Annotated in this window: 16 protein-coding genes and 1 pseudogene; 11 read left to right on the top strand and 6 right to left on the bottom strand. The window is 71.1% G+C overall.

The features are described 5' to 3' along the window. Positions 1-15 precede the first annotated feature (15 nt). Entirely contained in the window at positions 16-1455 is a 1440-nt protein-coding gene (locus RWH45_RS11220; protein WP_315994978.1) for a cytochrome ubiquinol oxidase subunit I, read from the bottom strand. A 157-nt stretch (positions 1456-1612) separates the two neighbouring features. Between RWH45_RS11220 and RWH45_RS11215 the strand changes: the two genes are divergently transcribed. Together RWH45_RS11215 and RWH45_RS11210 are read left to right on the top strand one after the other, a co-directional pair. Further along, positions 1613-2164, top strand: coding sequence for a PadR family transcriptional regulator (locus tag RWH45_RS11215; protein ID WP_315994977.1), 552 nt, complete (start codon positions 1613-1615; stop codon positions 2162-2164). A gap of 100 nt (positions 2165-2264) precedes the next feature. Further along, complete coding sequence (locus RWH45_RS11210; RefSeq protein WP_315994976.1) at positions 2265-2555, top strand: hypothetical protein; 291 nt, start codon at positions 2265-2267, stop codon at positions 2553-2555. 28 nt (positions 2556-2583) lie between these two features. Here RWH45_RS11210 and RWH45_RS11205 read toward each other — a convergent pair whose 3' ends face one another. Together RWH45_RS11205 and RWH45_RS11200 are read right to left on the bottom strand one after the other, a co-directional pair. Further along, positions 2584-2913: a heavy-metal-associated domain-containing protein gene (locus RWH45_RS11205; RefSeq protein WP_315994975.1), complete on the bottom strand. Its 330-nt coding sequence runs from the start codon at positions 2911-2913 to the stop codon at positions 2584-2586. 10 nt (positions 2914-2923) lie between these two features. Beyond that, a complete protein-coding gene (locus tag RWH45_RS11200) occupies positions 2924-3205 on the bottom strand; it encodes a metal-sensitive transcriptional regulator (protein WP_055956168.1) in 282 nt (93 codons plus the stop codon). Positions 3206-3435: 230 nt separating this feature from the next. Between RWH45_RS11200 and RWH45_RS11195 the strand changes: the two genes are divergently transcribed. The 5 genes and pseudogenes from RWH45_RS11195 to RWH45_RS11175 all read left to right on the top strand — a co-directional run. Then, positions 3436-3798 (top strand): hypothetical protein, encoded by a 363-nt coding sequence (locus RWH45_RS11195; RefSeq protein ID WP_315994974.1) that lies wholly within the window; start codon positions 3436-3438, stop codon positions 3796-3798. Between the two features lie 280 nt (positions 3799-4078). Then, positions 4079-5674 (top strand): hypothetical protein, encoded by a 1596-nt coding sequence (locus RWH45_RS11190; protein WP_315994973.1) that lies wholly within the window; start codon positions 4079-4081, stop codon positions 5672-5674. Further along, positions 5671-6522, top strand: coding sequence for an MSCRAMM family protein (locus tag RWH45_RS11185; protein WP_315994972.1), 852 nt, complete (start codon positions 5671-5673; stop codon positions 6520-6522). Before RWH45_RS11190 ends, RWH45_RS11185 begins: the two co-directional genes overlap by 4 nt. Continuing rightward, on the top strand, positions 6519-7934 hold the full coding sequence (locus RWH45_RS11180) for a SpaH/EbpB family LPXTG-anchored major pilin (RefSeq protein WP_315994971.1): 1416 nt from the start codon (positions 6519-6521) through the stop codon (positions 7932-7934). Before RWH45_RS11185 ends, RWH45_RS11180 begins: the two co-directional genes overlap by 4 nt. Before the next feature lie 11 nt (positions 7935-7945). Next, positions 7946-8722, top strand: a pseudogene (locus RWH45_RS11175) (class C sortase); the annotation flags it as partial. 171 nt (positions 8723-8893) lie between these two features. Here the strand turns inward: RWH45_RS11175 and RWH45_RS11170 are convergent. Then, complete coding sequence (locus RWH45_RS11170; RefSeq protein ID WP_315994970.1) at positions 8894-9583, bottom strand: ABC transporter ATP-binding protein; 690 nt, start codon at positions 9581-9583, stop codon at positions 8894-8896. Next, on the bottom strand, positions 9580-10641 hold the full coding sequence (locus RWH45_RS11165; protein ID WP_315994969.1) for an FtsX-like permease family protein: 1062 nt from the start codon (positions 10639-10641) through the stop codon (positions 9580-9582). The genes RWH45_RS11170 and RWH45_RS11165 overlap by 4 nt, the downstream gene beginning before the upstream one ends. A 146-nt stretch (positions 10642-10787) precedes the next feature. On the opposite strand from RWH45_RS11165, the gene RWH45_RS11160 reads away from it, so the two are divergent. From RWH45_RS11160 to gnd, 4 genes are all read left to right on the top strand, one after another. Next, complete coding sequence (locus RWH45_RS11160) at positions 10788-11951, top strand: sensor histidine kinase (RefSeq protein ID WP_315994968.1); 1164 nt, start codon at positions 10788-10790, stop codon at positions 11949-11951. Next, positions 11948-12568 (top strand): response regulator, encoded by a 621-nt coding sequence (locus RWH45_RS11155; RefSeq protein WP_315994967.1) that lies wholly within the window; start codon positions 11948-11950, stop codon positions 12566-12568. The genes RWH45_RS11160 and RWH45_RS11155 overlap by 4 nt, the downstream gene beginning before the upstream one ends. A gap of 51 nt (positions 12569-12619) precedes the next feature. Next, positions 12620-13120, top strand: a complete 501-nt coding sequence (locus tag RWH45_RS11150; RefSeq protein ID WP_315994966.1) for a bifunctional nuclease family protein — start codon at positions 12620-12622, stop codon at positions 13118-13120. 79 nt (positions 13121-13199) lie between these two features. Continuing rightward, the gene (gene gnd, locus RWH45_RS11145; protein ID WP_315994965.1) at positions 13200-14261 is read left to right on the top strand and encodes a phosphogluconate dehydrogenase (NAD(+)-dependent, decarboxylating); all 1062 of its coding nucleotides are present in this window, start codon (positions 13200-13202) and stop codon (positions 14259-14261) included. Between the two features lie 16 nt (positions 14262-14277). On the opposite strand, the gene RWH45_RS11140 is transcribed toward gnd, so the two are convergent. Continuing rightward, the gene (locus tag RWH45_RS11140) at positions 14278-14802 is read right to left on the bottom strand and encodes a hypothetical protein (protein WP_315994964.1); all 525 of its coding nucleotides are present in this window, start codon (positions 14800-14802) and stop codon (positions 14278-14280) included. Positions 14803-14832: the final 30 nt, after the last annotated feature.

The raw sequence follows: 14832 nt of genomic DNA, 5'->3' as shown, positions 1-14832 counted from the left end.
TGTTCTCCTGCGTTCTCAGTAGACCGTGGTCGGCGTGTTCTCGACGGAGTCGTCGCGCTCGGCATCCGGGTCGGGCAGGGGGTCGGGGCCCTTCTGCGCGAACTTCACGATGAGACCGAACTCGACGATCGCAAGGCTCAGGTAGACGAGCGTGAAGGCGACGAGCGAGACGAGCACGCTCCACCCCGGGACGCTGGGCGAGACGCCGTCCTGCGTGAGCATGAGACCGAAGACGATCCACGGCTGGCGGCCCATCTCGGTGAACACCCAGCCCACGAGGCTCGCGAGCATGGGCAGCGGAGCCGTCCAGATCGCGATCCGCCACATCCAGCCGGCGACGGGGCGCTTCGCGTTCTTGCGCGTGACCCACAGGCCGACGACGCTGACGAGCGCCGCGATGCCGCCGAGCGCGATCATCCAGCGGAAGGCCCAGTACGTGACCCACAGCACGGGGGCGAAGTTGCCGTCGACCTGGTCGGCGAACTGCGGGAACATCTCCTGGCTGTACAGCGTGTTCAGGTCGTTGATCCCCTCGACGCAGCCGTCGAGCGAGTGCGTCGACAGGATGCTGAGCAGGAACGGAACGCGGATCGAGAACAGTTCGCTCGTCCCGTCGGGGGTGCCGAGGGTGAAGATCGAGAACGACGCGTCCTGTCCGCAGACCGTGTTGAACGTCGCCTCGGCGGCGGCCATCTTCATCGGCTGGGTCGCGACCATGACCAGGCTCAGCTGGTCGCCGACGATCGCGACGAGCACGAACGACACCACGGTCGCCCACAGGCCGAACCGCAGGGTCTTGCGCATCATGTCGGTGTTGCGGCCGCGGGCCATGTGCCAGGCCGACACCGCGACCACGACCATGGCGGCGAACATCCAGCCGGCGAAGATCGTGTGCGGGAAGGCGGCGAGGGCGACGGGGTTGGTCAGCAGCGCCCAGAAGTCGACGAGCTCGGCGCGGTGACCCTCGGCCGACATCTGATACCCGACGGGATTCTGCATGAACGCATTCGCCGCGATGATGAAGTACGCCGACAGTGTCGCGCCGATGGAGGCCATCCAGATGCTCGCGAGGTGGGCGAGACGGGGGAGCTTGTCCCACCCGAAGATCCACAGGCCGATGAACGTCGCCTCGAGGAAGAAGGCGAGAAGGCCCTCGAACGCGAGCGGGGCGCCGAAGACGTCGCCGACGAAGCGGGAGTAGGCCGACCAGTTCATGCCGAACTGGAATTCCTGCACGATGCCGGTCACCACGCCCATGGCGAAGTTGATGAGGAAGATCTTCCCGAAAAAGCGGGTGAGGTGCAGCCATCGCACGTCACCGGTGCGGTACCAGACGGTCTGGAAAACCGCCACGATCAGCGACATCCCCAGCGTCAGCGGAACGAAGAGGAAGTGGTACAGGGTCGTCAACCCGAACTGCCAGCGGGCGAGAGCCAGGGGGTCGAGCCACTCCATCGGGAGCCTCCGATCAAACCGGATTATGTGGTCAGACCACATGCTACGCCGGGCCCTCCCACGCCGCCCGGCGATGATTCGGCGTCGAACCACCTCGTCGGTCTACGCTGAGACTTACCGGGAAAGTCTTTTCCCTGCGAACCGGTCCGGAGGCCGCATGTCGGTGCGTCAGAGCCTGCTCGCGATCCTCGATCGCGGCGTCTGCTACGGCTCCCAGCTGCGCGCCGAGTACGAGAGGCGCACCGGGGCGAGCGTGAACGTCGGTCAGGTGTACACGACCCTCGAGCGACTCGAGCGCGACGGGCTCGTCGAGGGGGCGGGCGTCGACGACGAGGCGCGGGTGCTGTGGCGGCCCACCGCCGCGGGCCGCGCCGAGGCGCGCGCCTGGCTGACCACCGCCTCCCTCGCAGAGGGCCGCGACGACGTCGCCCTCAAGATCGCGCTCGCCGTGACCCTCCCGGGTGCCGACGTCGATGCCATCCTCTCGGTGCAGCGTGCCGCGGTCCGAGCGGCGTTGGACGCGAGCGACGCAGAGGTCGCCGACGCGGATGCCGTTCCCGCGGCGATCGTCCGAGCGGCCCGGAAGGCGCGACTCGAGGCCGACCTGCGATGGCTCGACGAGGTCGCCCGCCTCACCGCCGCAGCCGTGCCCTTCGGTCTGTCCGAGGAGCGCCCGCGTCGCGGTCGGCCCGCCCGCTCTACGGTGTAAGGCTCGCGTAGCCCCGGCGGAGGGTTTCGTCAAGGGAGGCACGAGGCATCGGGAGAGCGTGCACGCTGAGAGCACCCCGGACGAGCCAAGGAGTTCTCACATGGTCATGGAAGCACCGCTCAGCCACCGGGGTCCGCTCATCGGCGCGGCGCGCGCGGCGGCCCCCATCGACACCGTCGTCGCCCCACCGGCGCCCACCGAGATCCCCTGGACGCGAATCGACCTCGACCTCTACGAGGTCGCCCGTGGCGGCTACATCGTCGGATACGTCGAGGTCGTCCGTGCGGTGTTCGTGGCCCTCGGCGGCGCACGGTACGACCGCGCGGTCGAGGTGTCGCAGCACCTCACGTTCCACTCCGCCGTCGACGCCCTCGTGCGTCGCGTGCTCTGAGCCTCGGCGGTCTCTCGCGCTCGCGGCGTCAGGGGGCCAGCGAGTAACCCGCTTCGTCGATCGCGGCGGCGAGGTCGTCGTCGGTGACGTCTTCCGTGCGCGTGATGCGCACCATCGACGTACCGCCCGCTTGCAGGGCGATGTCGACGACGTCGACGCCCGCGAGCGAGGAGAGCTCCTCGGTGACGGCGCGCACGCAGTGCTCGCAGGTCATGCCCTCGACGCGCAACTCGTCCGTCGCCGTAGCGGCAGCGGCAGCGGATGCCGCTGCCGCATGGCCGCAGCCGCAGGCCTCGCCGCAGCCCCCACCGGCGGGGGCGGCGGCCGTGAGGCCGAGCTCGATGCGCTGTTCCGACATGGTGTCCTCCTCAGGAACGGACCAGGCGCGCGATGGCCTGGTTTGCTTCTTTCAACTTCTCTTCGGCGACCGGCCCGCCCTGCGCGGCCGCCTCGGCGACGCAGTGCGAGAGATGATCGTCGAGGAGTGAGAGAGCGACGTTCTCGAGGGCCTTCGTGACCGCCGACACCTGCGTGAGGATGTCGATGCAGTACTGGTCGTCGTCGACCATGCGGGCGATGCCGCGCACCTGCCCCTCCGCCCGACGCAGGCGCTTGAGGAGGTCGTCCTTGTTGCCCTCGTATCCGTGCATGCCTCGATGATACCCCCGTGGGGTATGCTTAGCACCGTCTCGTGCGGTGTCAACCCCCTCGGCGCACGGCTCCCATTGGCGGACAGTCGAAGCATCAGGAGGTCGACATGCTTTTTCGTCAGACCGGTGGTGGTCGGCGATGACCACCGAACCTTTCCCCACCGGACCCCACCGCCCCGTGCGCATCCCGCACCTGCCCCCGCTGCGCTCGCAGCGGCGAGAATCGAAGGATGACGCGAACACTGGCAGCGCTCCCGGGCGCCGCCCGGAGGCTGTGCCTCAGCCGACGAAACGGCGAGATCTGCACTCGTGAGGACGGGCACCGGGGCCTTCACCACCGCACCGGTGGGCGTCTGCTCTGGAGCGACCTGCAGGCCGATCCGCCCGAGTGCCCCGGTGCGGGCTCACCGGCCGAACCCGCAGCGATGCTCGACGACGGGTTCCCTGACGGACGCGCGGTCTGCCCGGTCTGCTGGGCTTTCGTGGCTCTGACCGACGACCGGACACTCGAACAGCACGATTCGTGGCGCGGTGACGAGTCGCGCGCGGAGGCCGGTCGTCGTCGCGAATGGTTCAACGCCTTCGGTTGGTGACTCCCGCTCCTGTGGCCCACGGCGGCCGATGGGGAGGCGGCACTCACATCGAGGCCCGGTCGCGGCGACGTGGGTCCGTCACGCTCGGGTGACGGCAGAACCCCGCTTTACCTCGGCCCGAAAGTGCGCGCGGGGACGCTCGGCGACGTTCGGGTGAAGGGTCGATACGACCGGGCGTGCTCCCTCGTGAGATAGCCCCCCATCCGAGCGGATGGGGGCCGCGCGTGGCTTCATCATTGCCCTCGAGGGGCTGCGCTGACGCGCTCCGCGGCACCTCTGCGTGATCCTCGGTCTGCTCCTCCGCGCCATCGAGGAGACCATGCCCGCCACGTACACCCGTGCGATCCGCCGGTTCGTCGCATCCGTCGTCGTCGTCGCGTTCGCCGTGATCGGACCGGTCGCGGCGACCGTCGTCGACGCGCCCCCCGCGGCCGCGGCGACGTGGAAGCCGTTCCAGTGCCTTCCCCGCTACGAGTACGCCGTGTCGTCATCCGGGGAGATCACCCAGATCGCGCCCGACGGGTCGACGTCGTCGATGGGCTCGTGGAAGGTGCCCTTCGCCAACGGCTTGGGAATCACCGCCAGTGGCGACCGTGCGTACTCCTACGACAGAAGCTGGGGGAACGGGGGCAACAACAAGGCCCGCATCCTGACGTACGACGCCCGAGGTCAGACGTTCACCACCACGTCGGACTCTTACATCGCCGCATTTGCGGGCGACCTCGTCGGTGGAGCGCTCGACCTCGACACCGGCGACTTCTACTTCGGTGGGTTCGAGAAGGCGGACCATGCCGGCGTCCAGGAATATCGCTTCCGCATCTTCGAGTATGCGCCGAATGCGCGCTCCTTCTCCGACCGCGGGTTCGCCTGGACGGGTATCACCGATTCGGGTCAGCCGAACGGCGACATCGCCTTCGACGCCGACGGGAATCTCTACATCGTCCGCGGTTCGTGGGACTCGACCAACCTCATCATCGTCTCCGCGGCCAGTTTGGCGGCCAGCACGGGAGGCGAAGTCCCGGCGTCGACGTCGAAGACCATCGCCGGTGGCCTGCCGGGCACCAACGGTCTGGACTTCGACAATCTCGGAAACGCCTACCTCAGCAACGGGACGACCGTCGCACGCTTCGACCCCACCACCTGGACGAAGTTGGACACGGTGACGACCTCCCTCTCCTCCAACACGGACCTCGGGAGTTGTCTGGCCCCGCCGACGATGACGGGGACCGTGAGCGTCGACGCCCGCAATGCTCCGAGCGACCAGTTCACGCTCTCCATCCGCAGCGGCACGGTCACGTCCATGACGAACACGACCACGGGCAGCGCGACGGGAGTGCAACCGGCCGTCGTCGGTCCTCTGCCCGTGCTCGCGGAGTCCACGTACGACGTCGTCCAAGACCCCGCCGGGACGACGGATCCGAACGACTACCGAACGACCTGGTCGTGCCGCTCGGCTTCCGGCGTCATCTCCTCGGGGAGCGGCTCCAAAGCGACGGTGACGGTTCCGACCAACCCGGCAGCGACGGATCGGGGGGTGCGTGTCAGCTGTGCCTTCGTCAATGTGCTGAAGCCGAAGCTCACCCTCGTGAAAGCGTTCGACATCCGGCATGGTGCGCCCTCCGACGCCTCGATCTGGCAACTCTCCGCGACGGCCGGGACCACGGCTCTCGCCTTCACTTCGGGGCAGACACGCGTGGTGGAGCCGGCGACGTACACGTTGGCCGAGACGGCGCGGCCGGGGTACACGCTCCAAGCGGTGTCGTGCGTCGACGCGTCGGGGACCACCGTCGCCGTGGCAGCAGCTCGACGATCGCGATCGCCGACGGCCAGCGCGTCTCGTGCACCCTCACCAATGCCGACCAAGCCGGATCGGTGACGTGGAGGAAGACCGACGAGGTGAGCGGGAAGCTGGTCGGGGGTGCGACCTTCACGCTGACGGCTCCGGGCGCGACCGCTGTCGACGTCGGTGACAACACCGGTCAGACCGGGTACTCCGGGGCCGACACCGACGCGCGTCCCGGCGTGTTCCGCGTCACGGGTCTGTCCTGGGGCACGTACACGCTCACTGAGAAGTCGCCGCCCGACGGCTACCACCTCGCCACCGCGTCGACCTCGTTCACGATCGGTGCCTCCAGCCTCGACGTCACGACGGCCGACGTGACCGACGAGCGCATCCTGACGTTCGACATCGAGAAGCACTCCTACAGCGACCGCGGACAGACAGCGCCCGCACTCCTCGACGGCGCGGCGTTCGACCTCCGCGCGGACGATCACGGGCATCCCGGAGCCGCCGTCTCGGGAGTGCTGCAGACGGGAGCCCAGCCCGGCCGGTTCGCCCTCGTCGACATCGCGCCGGGGTCCTACTGGCTCGTCGAGACGGCGGCACCGAGCGGGTACGCGCCCCTGGTCGCCCCTATCGCCTTCGCCGTGCGCCACGACGCCGCCCACCCCGACGGCGCGATCGACCTCGGCTCCACCACCGACCCGCTCGTCTCCTACGACACCGCCTCGCGCACGCTGCGCATCTGGGACGCCCGCGTCGTGGCCCTGCCGTCGGCGGGAGGCCCGGGCACGATCGCCTTCACGAGCGCCGGGGTCGCCCTGATGGCGTCGGCCGCCCTCTTGTGGGTGCGCGCGCGGCGTCGCCGCGGGGCGGCATCCGCTTCCGAATCCTCTCCTCCGACACCGACATCCATCGATACTCAGAAAGCAGAAGGACTATGACCACCACCCGGTTCTCGCGCCGGCTCCGACTCCTCGCCTCGGCGGGGGTGGCGGCCGCACTCCTGGCCGCGGCCGCACCGGCTCACGCCTCGTCGGCCGATATCGACACCTCCGCCTCGGTCTCGCTGACGATCCACAAGTTCGAGCAGCCCGCGACCGGCACCCTCGGCACGAACGACGGAACGAAGATCGCCAACCCCGGTGGTACCCCCCTCGCGGATGTCGAGTTCACCGTGCAGAAGGTCACCGACGTCGACCTCACGACCGACACGGGCTGGGCGACCGCGAGCGCGCTGACCGTCGCCGACGTGTACGGCTCGACGGCCACGCACACGCTCGGCACGGGTATCGTCCGCACCACCGACAGCGCGGGTGAGATCACGCTGACGTCCCCCGCCGTGGGGATCGGCCTGTACCTCGTGCGCGAGACCGCCCCCGGAACGTCGTCGGTGGTCTCGCCCGCCGTCCCCTTCCTGGTCGCGCTCCCGCAGCCGGCCAACGGCGCGTGGAACTACGACGTGCACGTCTACCCGAAGAACGCGGTCTCGCGCCTCACGAAGACCGTCGACGAGAGCAAAGCGCACGTGATCGGCGACACGCTCCCGTGGACCATCACCAACGACGTCTCCAAGGCGCCGGCGGGCACCTCGATCTCGTCCTACGAGATCAGCGACACGCTCGAGAGTCGTCTCGGCTATTCGAGCACCACCGTCTCGCTCGTCGACGGGTCGACGACCTCGACGCTCGCGACGCCGCGCGACTACACGCTGACGGCGCCCACCGTCGGAACCTCCGGCGATGTCGTCGTCTCGCTCACCGCCTCGGGGCTCGCCAAGCTCAACGGCGTGGCGAGCACGGCGAAAGTGATCGTCGAGATCGACACCACCGTGCTCTCGATCGGTGACGGCACCATCAGCAACACGGCCACCGCGTACATCAACGATCCTCAGCACGCGCACGGGACCAGCTCCACGCCGACTCCCTCCAAGTGGGGTGCCCTGCGCGTCGTCAAGCACGTGACCGGCGACAGCACCAAGACGCTGGCCGGCGCCGTCTTCGACGTCTACGCCGTCGACCCGAGCACGGCGGGCGCGACGGCCGTCGTGACGGGCGCGACCACCGGCGCGAACGGTTCCGTCCAGGTCGCCGGGCTGCGCACGGGAGACTACTGGCTCGTCGAGACCACGGCCCCCACCGGGTATCAGAAGCTCGCTCAGCCGGTGAAGATCACCGTGGCCGTCGGATCGACCACGTCGCCGAACGTCGCCGACATCGCGGACTCGCCCATCCCGCCGTTCACCCTCCCGCTCACCGGTGGATCGACGGGCGCGGCGTTCACCGCGGCCGGAGGTGCACTGGTGGTGCTCGCCCTCGGTGTCGTGCTGGTGCGCCGGGCGCGTCGCCGGGCCTGAGCGGTCCTCGCATGAAGACCGGGAGGGTCTCGGACGCCGGTCGGCGGCCGGGGCCCTCCTCGGTGCCGTCTCGGACGGCGCGCACCCTGCGCACCCGCGCGCGACGCGCCCGCCACGATCTGCTGCTCGCCACAGCCGCCCTCATCGGGGTGGCGGTGATGATGTATCCCCCCACCGCGAGCTGGTTCGACCTCATCCGCACCAATACGGTCGTCGAGGGATACGCCCAGGTGGTCGATGCCGCCGATCGACAGGTCGTGGACCAGTCGCTCTCCGCGGCGCGGGAGTACAACCTCCGCGAGGCCACGGGCTTGCTCATCGACCCCTTCGGCGACGACGCCGGGAAGCCGGGCGTCGACGCCGCCGCCGCGCGCTACCTCTCGCAGCTCTCCCTCGACCCGAACGGCGTGATCGCCCGCGTGCGCATCCCCGCCATCGCCGTGGATCTGCCCGTCTTCCATGGATCGACTCCCGACGTCCTCGACCGCGGGCTCGGTCACCTCTACGGCTCGTCGTTGCCGGTCGGCGGGCCGGGGACGCACGCGGTCCTGACCGGCCACTCGGGCCTCCCCGACGCCACGCTCCTCTCCGACCTCGACAAGCTCCACCCGGGTGACGAGGTCGACGTCGACGTCCTCGGGCGCACCCTGCGGTATCGGGTGACAGATTCCGACGTGGTGCTGCCGACCGACATCTCGCGCCTCGCGGTGCAGGACGGTCGCGACCTCGTCTCCCTCGTGACCTGCACGCCCATCGGCATCAACACCCATCGCCTCGTCGTGCACGCGGAGCGCGTCGCCGATGAGGACGCTCCGGAGACGGGGGCTCCGGAGCGGACCACCCTGCCTCCGCCCTGGTGGCTCGCCGTCCTCGCCCCGGCGGCGGTGGGCTGGCTCGTGGTCGCGGCGCGCGCGATGCGGTGGGCCCGCCGCGCCCGACGTTCCCGCGCGGGCCGGGGGTCACACCGCGACGACGCGGGTCGCTCGGCCGTCGACGACCTCGACCGTCTCATCCAGGGCACCCGCGTGCACGAGGTCGTGCGTCACGAGGAGGGTGGCGGTACCGCGCTCGTGCGTGAGCCGTGAGAGCAGCGCCATGATCTCCGCGCCGCGGGCGCTGTCGAGCGCGCTCGTCGGCTCGTCCACCAGCAGCACGCGGGGCTCGTGCACGAGCGCGCGGGCGATCGCGACCCTCTGGCGCTGACCGCCCGACAGCTGAGCGGGGCGGCGATCGGCGTGGTCGCCGAGGCCCACGGCATCCAGCAGCCCGTCGACGCGACCCCGCACGGCGGCGCGCCGCTCCCGGCGGCCCCGTCCTCCGAGCTCGGCCATCACGCGCAGCTGCTCGCGCGCGGTGAGGGCGGGCAGAAGCTGCGGCTGCTGGAACACGATGCCGATCCGCTCCCGCCGGAGCGCGGTGCGACCCGCGGCGTCGAGCCGAGTGGCATCCACTCCGTCGACGACGACGCGACCGGAGTCGGGACGGACGAGGGTGGCCGCCAGAGCCAGCAGGCTCGATTTGCCCGACCCCGACGGTCCGGTGATGCCCGTGACGAGGCCGGGGCGGCCCTCGAGCGTGACGCGGTCGACGGCGGTGACGCGGGCGTCGCCGTCGGGGTAGGTGAGGGTGACGTCGTCGAGAAGGATCATCGGGTGCTCCCCAGGGCGGTGAGAGGGTCGGACTTCGTGACGGTGCGCAGTGACACGGCGGCTCCCAGCACGCCCAGGGCGATCATGACGAGCGCCGGGGCGAGGGTGGTGAGGGGGCTCAGCACGAACGGCAGGGCGCCGCCGGCGAGCGCGCCCAGGGCGGCCGTCAAGGCGATGCCGACCCCCACTCCGACGATGAGCACGACGAGGGCCTGGCCCAGGGTGTCGCGCACGAGGGCGGGGGTGCTGGCGCCGAGGGCCTTGAGCACGGCGACGTCTCCGGCTCGTTGCATGGTCCACACGGTGAAGAACGCGCCGACGACCAGCGCCGAGACACCGAAGAGCATCGCGATCATGAGACCGAGCGATCCGATCTCGGAGCGGAACGTCGGCAGCGCCGGCAGGCTCGCCAGGGGAGTGGATGCCGTGGTCCCGGTGTCGGTGGCCACCGCGTCCCACACAGGGTCGCCGGAGACGGCGAGCACGGTCGCCGCGCCCGTCCCGCCCAGGCGCTGGGCGAGCGTCTTCCACGCCGTCGAGGTGAGGGCGACGACGGGGGTGTGGCTGTAGGAGAGGTCGTCGCCGACGGAGGCGACGCGGAAGCCCTCGCCAGCGATCGTCACCTCGCTCCCCACGGACGCGCCCAGGGTCTTCGCCGCGCCCGCGGACAGCGCGGCGTCGGTGTCGGACGAGACGTTCAGCGCGAAGGCGGGGGAGTCGAGACCGAAGAGGGCCACAGCCCCCGACGCGGAGGGGCCCTCGGCGCGGGACTGCAGGATGCCGATCGGCACGACGCCGGTGACACCCGCAGCGTCGCGCCACGCGGCGACGGTGGCGTCGCCGATCGCCGACTCTCCGAAGGTCGCCGCCGCGTCTCCGACCGGCTGCAGCACGAGCCGGTCGCCGGGGAGGGCCAGCACGGCCGAGACGTTCTGGGCGGCGAGGCCGCCGGTCAGGCCCGCGAGGAAACCCACGAGCAGGGTGATGAGGGCGACGACCGCCCCGATGAGGGCGAATCGCCCGCGGGCGAACCGCAGATCGCGCCATGCGACGTACACGTCGCCTCCTTCCGCCGGCGGATCTCACCGGCACCCCTCCAGCGTCGTCACCCGGCCCTCCGCGGTCATCGGCGCAAGGGGCGTTCCTGCTCTCCACCTTTCGGATGATCCGCCGCGGGCCCCGCATCCGTAGCCTGGAGATCGTCATGCCGCACCGCACCCTCGCTCCCGTCTTCGCGGGCCTGCGCGCCGGGCTCCACGTCCTGTTCGGGGCCCTCCTCGCGCTCGTCGTGGTGCGCGTGCTGGTGACCGACGGCTCCGTGACGGCTCTCGTGCTGGCGGGGCTGCTCGGCGGGGTCTACCTCGGCGGGCTGGCGGTCGCCCGCGCACGCCGCCGGGCGGCGGCCGTGGTGTGGGTGGCGGTGCTGACCCTCGTCTGGGCGGCGCTGGTCTGGCTGGTGCCGGAGGCCGCCTACCTCGTCTTCCCGCTGTTCTTCCTCTACCTGCACGTGCTGCCCGGGGCCGCCGGGCCCCTCGTCGTGCTCGGGACGACAGCGCTCACGATCGCCGCCTTCGCGGTGCACGGGGGCCTGACGGTGGGCGGCGTCGTAGGCCCCCTCGTCGGCGCGGGCGTCGCACTGCTCATCGGCCTCGGCTATGCCGCGCTCGACCGGCGGGCCGCCGAGCGCGAGGCGCTCATGGCCGAGCTGCTGGCCACGCGCGACCGTCTCGCGGCCGCCGAGCGCGAGCAGGGCATCCTCGCCGAGCGGGCGCGGCTCGCGCGCGAGATCCACGACACCGTCGCGCAGGGGCTCTCGAGCATCCAGATGCTGCTGCACGCGGCGGAGCGGGCGGATGCCACGAGCCCGGGCCTCGCGCACGTGCGTCTGGCCCGGGAGACCGCCGCCGACGGACTCGCCGAGACCCGGCGCTTCATCCGGGAACTGTCCCCGCCCCGCCTCGACAGCGGTCTCGGCCCCGCACTCGAGCGCCTCGCGCGCGACTGGGGAGCACGCGAGAAGGTCGCGATCGACGTCGAGGTGGACGACGACGCGTCGCTGCCGATGGACGCGCAGACGGCGCTGCTGCGCATCGCACAGGGAGCCCTCGCCAACGTCGCCCAGCACGCCGGCGCGGCGCGCGTCGGCATCCGTCTCACCCGGCTCGACGACGCGGTGCGGCTGCGGATCGCCGACGACGGCGTCGGGTTCGATCCCGAGCGGGCGGAGGCGGCCGCGGCCGAGACCGATTCGTTCGGGTTGCGGGCCATGCGGGAGCGGGTCGGCCAGCTCGACGGCGCCCTCGAGGTCGACAGCGCGCCGGGGCGGGGCACCGCCATCACGGTGACGCTCCCGGGGGGTGCGTCGTGATCCGCGTCGTCATCGCCGACGACCACCCCGTCGTCCGCGCGGGGGTGCGCGCCCTGCTCGATGCGGAGGCCGACATCGAGGTGGCGGGCGAGGCCGCGACCCCCGACGAGGCGGTCGCCCTGTCCGAGCGTCTCGCGCCCGAGCTCGTGCTGATGGACCTGCAGTTCGGCGACCGTGCCGCCGGTGCCGAGGCGACCAGGCGCGTCCGCGCGCTCGCCGCCCCGCCCTACGTGCTCGTGCTCACGAACTACGACACCGACGGCGACATCCTCGGTGCCGTCGAGGCGGGGGCCAGCGGGTACCTGCTGAAGGATGCGCCTCCCCACGAGCTGCTCGCCGGTGTCCGCGCCGCTGCGGCGGGGCAGAGCGCGCTCGCACCAGCGATCGCGGGTCGACTGCTCGCGCGGATGCGCGAACCCCGCGTCACCCTGTCGGCGCGCGAGATCGAGGTGCTGCATCTCGTCGCCCGCGGCGCGTCGAACGCCGACGTCGCGGCGCTCCTGCACATCACCGACGCGACGGTGAAGTCGCACCTCGCACACATCTTCTCGAAGCTCGGCGTCACCTCGCGCACCGGCGCCGTCTCCGCGGCGCGGGCCCTCGGCATCCTGCGCTGACGGTTCGGACGCCGAGGCGGACGGCGCAGGCGACGACGTACGATGGGCGTCATGATCCGGGTGCGAGTGGTCGGCGTGGCCCTCGACCCGGCCCAGCAGCACGTCATCCTGCTCTCGCCGTTCGACGCCGCGGCCGACGGCGAGCGCGTGCTCCCGGTGTGGATCGGTCCGCAGGAGGCGATGTCGATCCTCGTCGCGATCGAGGGCACCGCCCCGCCCCGCCCGCTCGCGCACGACCTCATGACGGCGATGCTGGGGGAGTTGTCGGCGACCGTCGACCGGGTCGAGATCACCCATCTCGAGGACGGCACGTTCTACGCCCGCCTCGTGGTCGACACCCCGCGGGGACAGCGCTCCTTCGACGCCCGCCCCTCCGACGCGATCGCCCTGGGAGCCCGTGTCGATGCGCCGATCTGGGTCGCCGACAGCGTCTTCGCCGAGGCGGGAGTGCCCGACGACGCGGTCGAGCTCGACCCGTCGCCCGAGGAGGAGCGGGTGGAGGAGTTCCGCCGGTTCCTCGACGACGTCGACCCCGAGGACTTCCAGGGCTGACGGTCCGCCGCCCCCTCGACGCTCCTAGACTCGCGGAGGGGCCGCGCGCCGCGGCCTCATCACGACGAACGGGGTACGAATGCAACTCGCCATGGTCGGACTCGGACGGATGGGCGCCAACATCGTGCGCCGACTCATGAGGGACGGTCACGATTGCGTCGTCTTCGACGTGAATCAGGATGCCGTGGCCTCCCTCGTCGAGGAGGGGGCGACCGGGGCGACGAGCATCGCCGACCTCGCTTCCAAGCTGCAGAAGCCCCGCGCCGTGTGGCTCATGATCCCCGCCGGACTCACCGGGTCGGTGGTCGACCAGGTCGCCGAGGTGCTCGAGCCGGGCGACATCATCATCGACGGCGGCAACTCGAACTACCGTGACGACGTGCGTCGCGCGAAGAAGCTCGACGACAGCGGCATCCACTACGTCGACGTGGGGACCAGCGGCGGCGTGTTCGGCCTCGAGCGCGGTTACTGCCTGATGGTCGGCGGTCACGACGAAGCCGTCGCGCACCTCGAGCCCGTTCTGCGCACGATCGCGCCGGGACCGGGAGAGGTCGAGCGCACGCCCGGACGCACGGGCGACTACACGACCGAGGAGCGCGGGTACCTGCACTGCGGTCCCTCGGGGGCCGGGCACTTCGTGAAGATGGTGCACAACGGCATCGAGTACGGCATCATGGCCGCGCTCGCCGAGGGGCTCAACGTCTTGAACAACGCCGACGCGGGCCTGCACCAGGGCGAGCACTCGGCCGAGGTCGCCCCGCTGGAGGAGCCCGAGTACTACCAGTTCGACATCGACACGGCGCGGGTGACGGAGCTGTGGCGCCGGGGATCGGTCATCTCGTCGTGGCTGCTCGACCTGACCGCGGCGGCTCTCGCGCAGAACCCCACGCTCGACGGACTCGCCGGTCGCGTCTCGGACTCGGGCGAGGGGCGCTGGACCGTCAAGGCCGCCGTGGACACCGGGGTGCCCGTGCCGGTGCTGGCCGCCTCGCTGTTCGAGCGCTTCGCCTCGCGGGGCGAGGACCACTTCGCCAACCAGGTGCTGTCGGCGATGCGTCTGCAGTTCGGCGGTCACCAGGAGCTGCCCGCCGGCGACGTGCTGGAGGCCGGTCAGAAGAAGGCCGAGAGCGGCCGGAGCTGACGGCCCGCGCGCGCGTTCAGCGCGTCAGCAGGATCTGACAGATGAAGAGGCCCCCGCCGTCGTTCCACACCTCGACGGCGGGGGTTTCGCATGCGCCGTCCTCGGCGGTGAGCAGTCGGACTCCGGCGTCGTCGTAGAGCGCGTAGGGGCCCACGGTGCCGCGGACGGCGGCCGAGACGCCCTGCGGGAGCTCGCCCACCGAGGCGAGCGCCTCGCGCAGCGGAGCACCGGCCTCTTCGGTGTAGTACGTCGCCGCGGCGTAGTCGCGGCAGTTGGCCGTCCCCCCTGATCCGAGAGGGAAGCCCGTGCCCAGGCAGTAGCCGCCCGCGGGCATGTCGGGGAGCGTGCCGTGAGCGCTGCGGTACTTCTCGAAGATCTCCTGCCACTGCACGAGCTTCTGGGTGGCCTGCTGATTCGGGGTGGACTGCGTCGAGGTGAGCAGCCAGGCGAGGAATCCGAGAGCCCCGAGGATGACGACCCCGCCGACGATGAGGGCGGTGAGAGCGGCGGGGTGGAGGCGGGCGCGAGACGTGGACGACATGGCGGGCTTTCTCGAGGGGGCGGGACGCGG

It is taken from the genome of Microbacterium galbum (genome assembly GCF_032464915.1).
Taxonomy (GTDB): domain Bacteria; phylum Actinomycetota; class Actinomycetes; order Actinomycetales; family Microbacteriaceae; genus Microbacterium; species Microbacterium galbum.
This window is presented reverse-complemented; position numbering and strand designations above follow the sequence as displayed.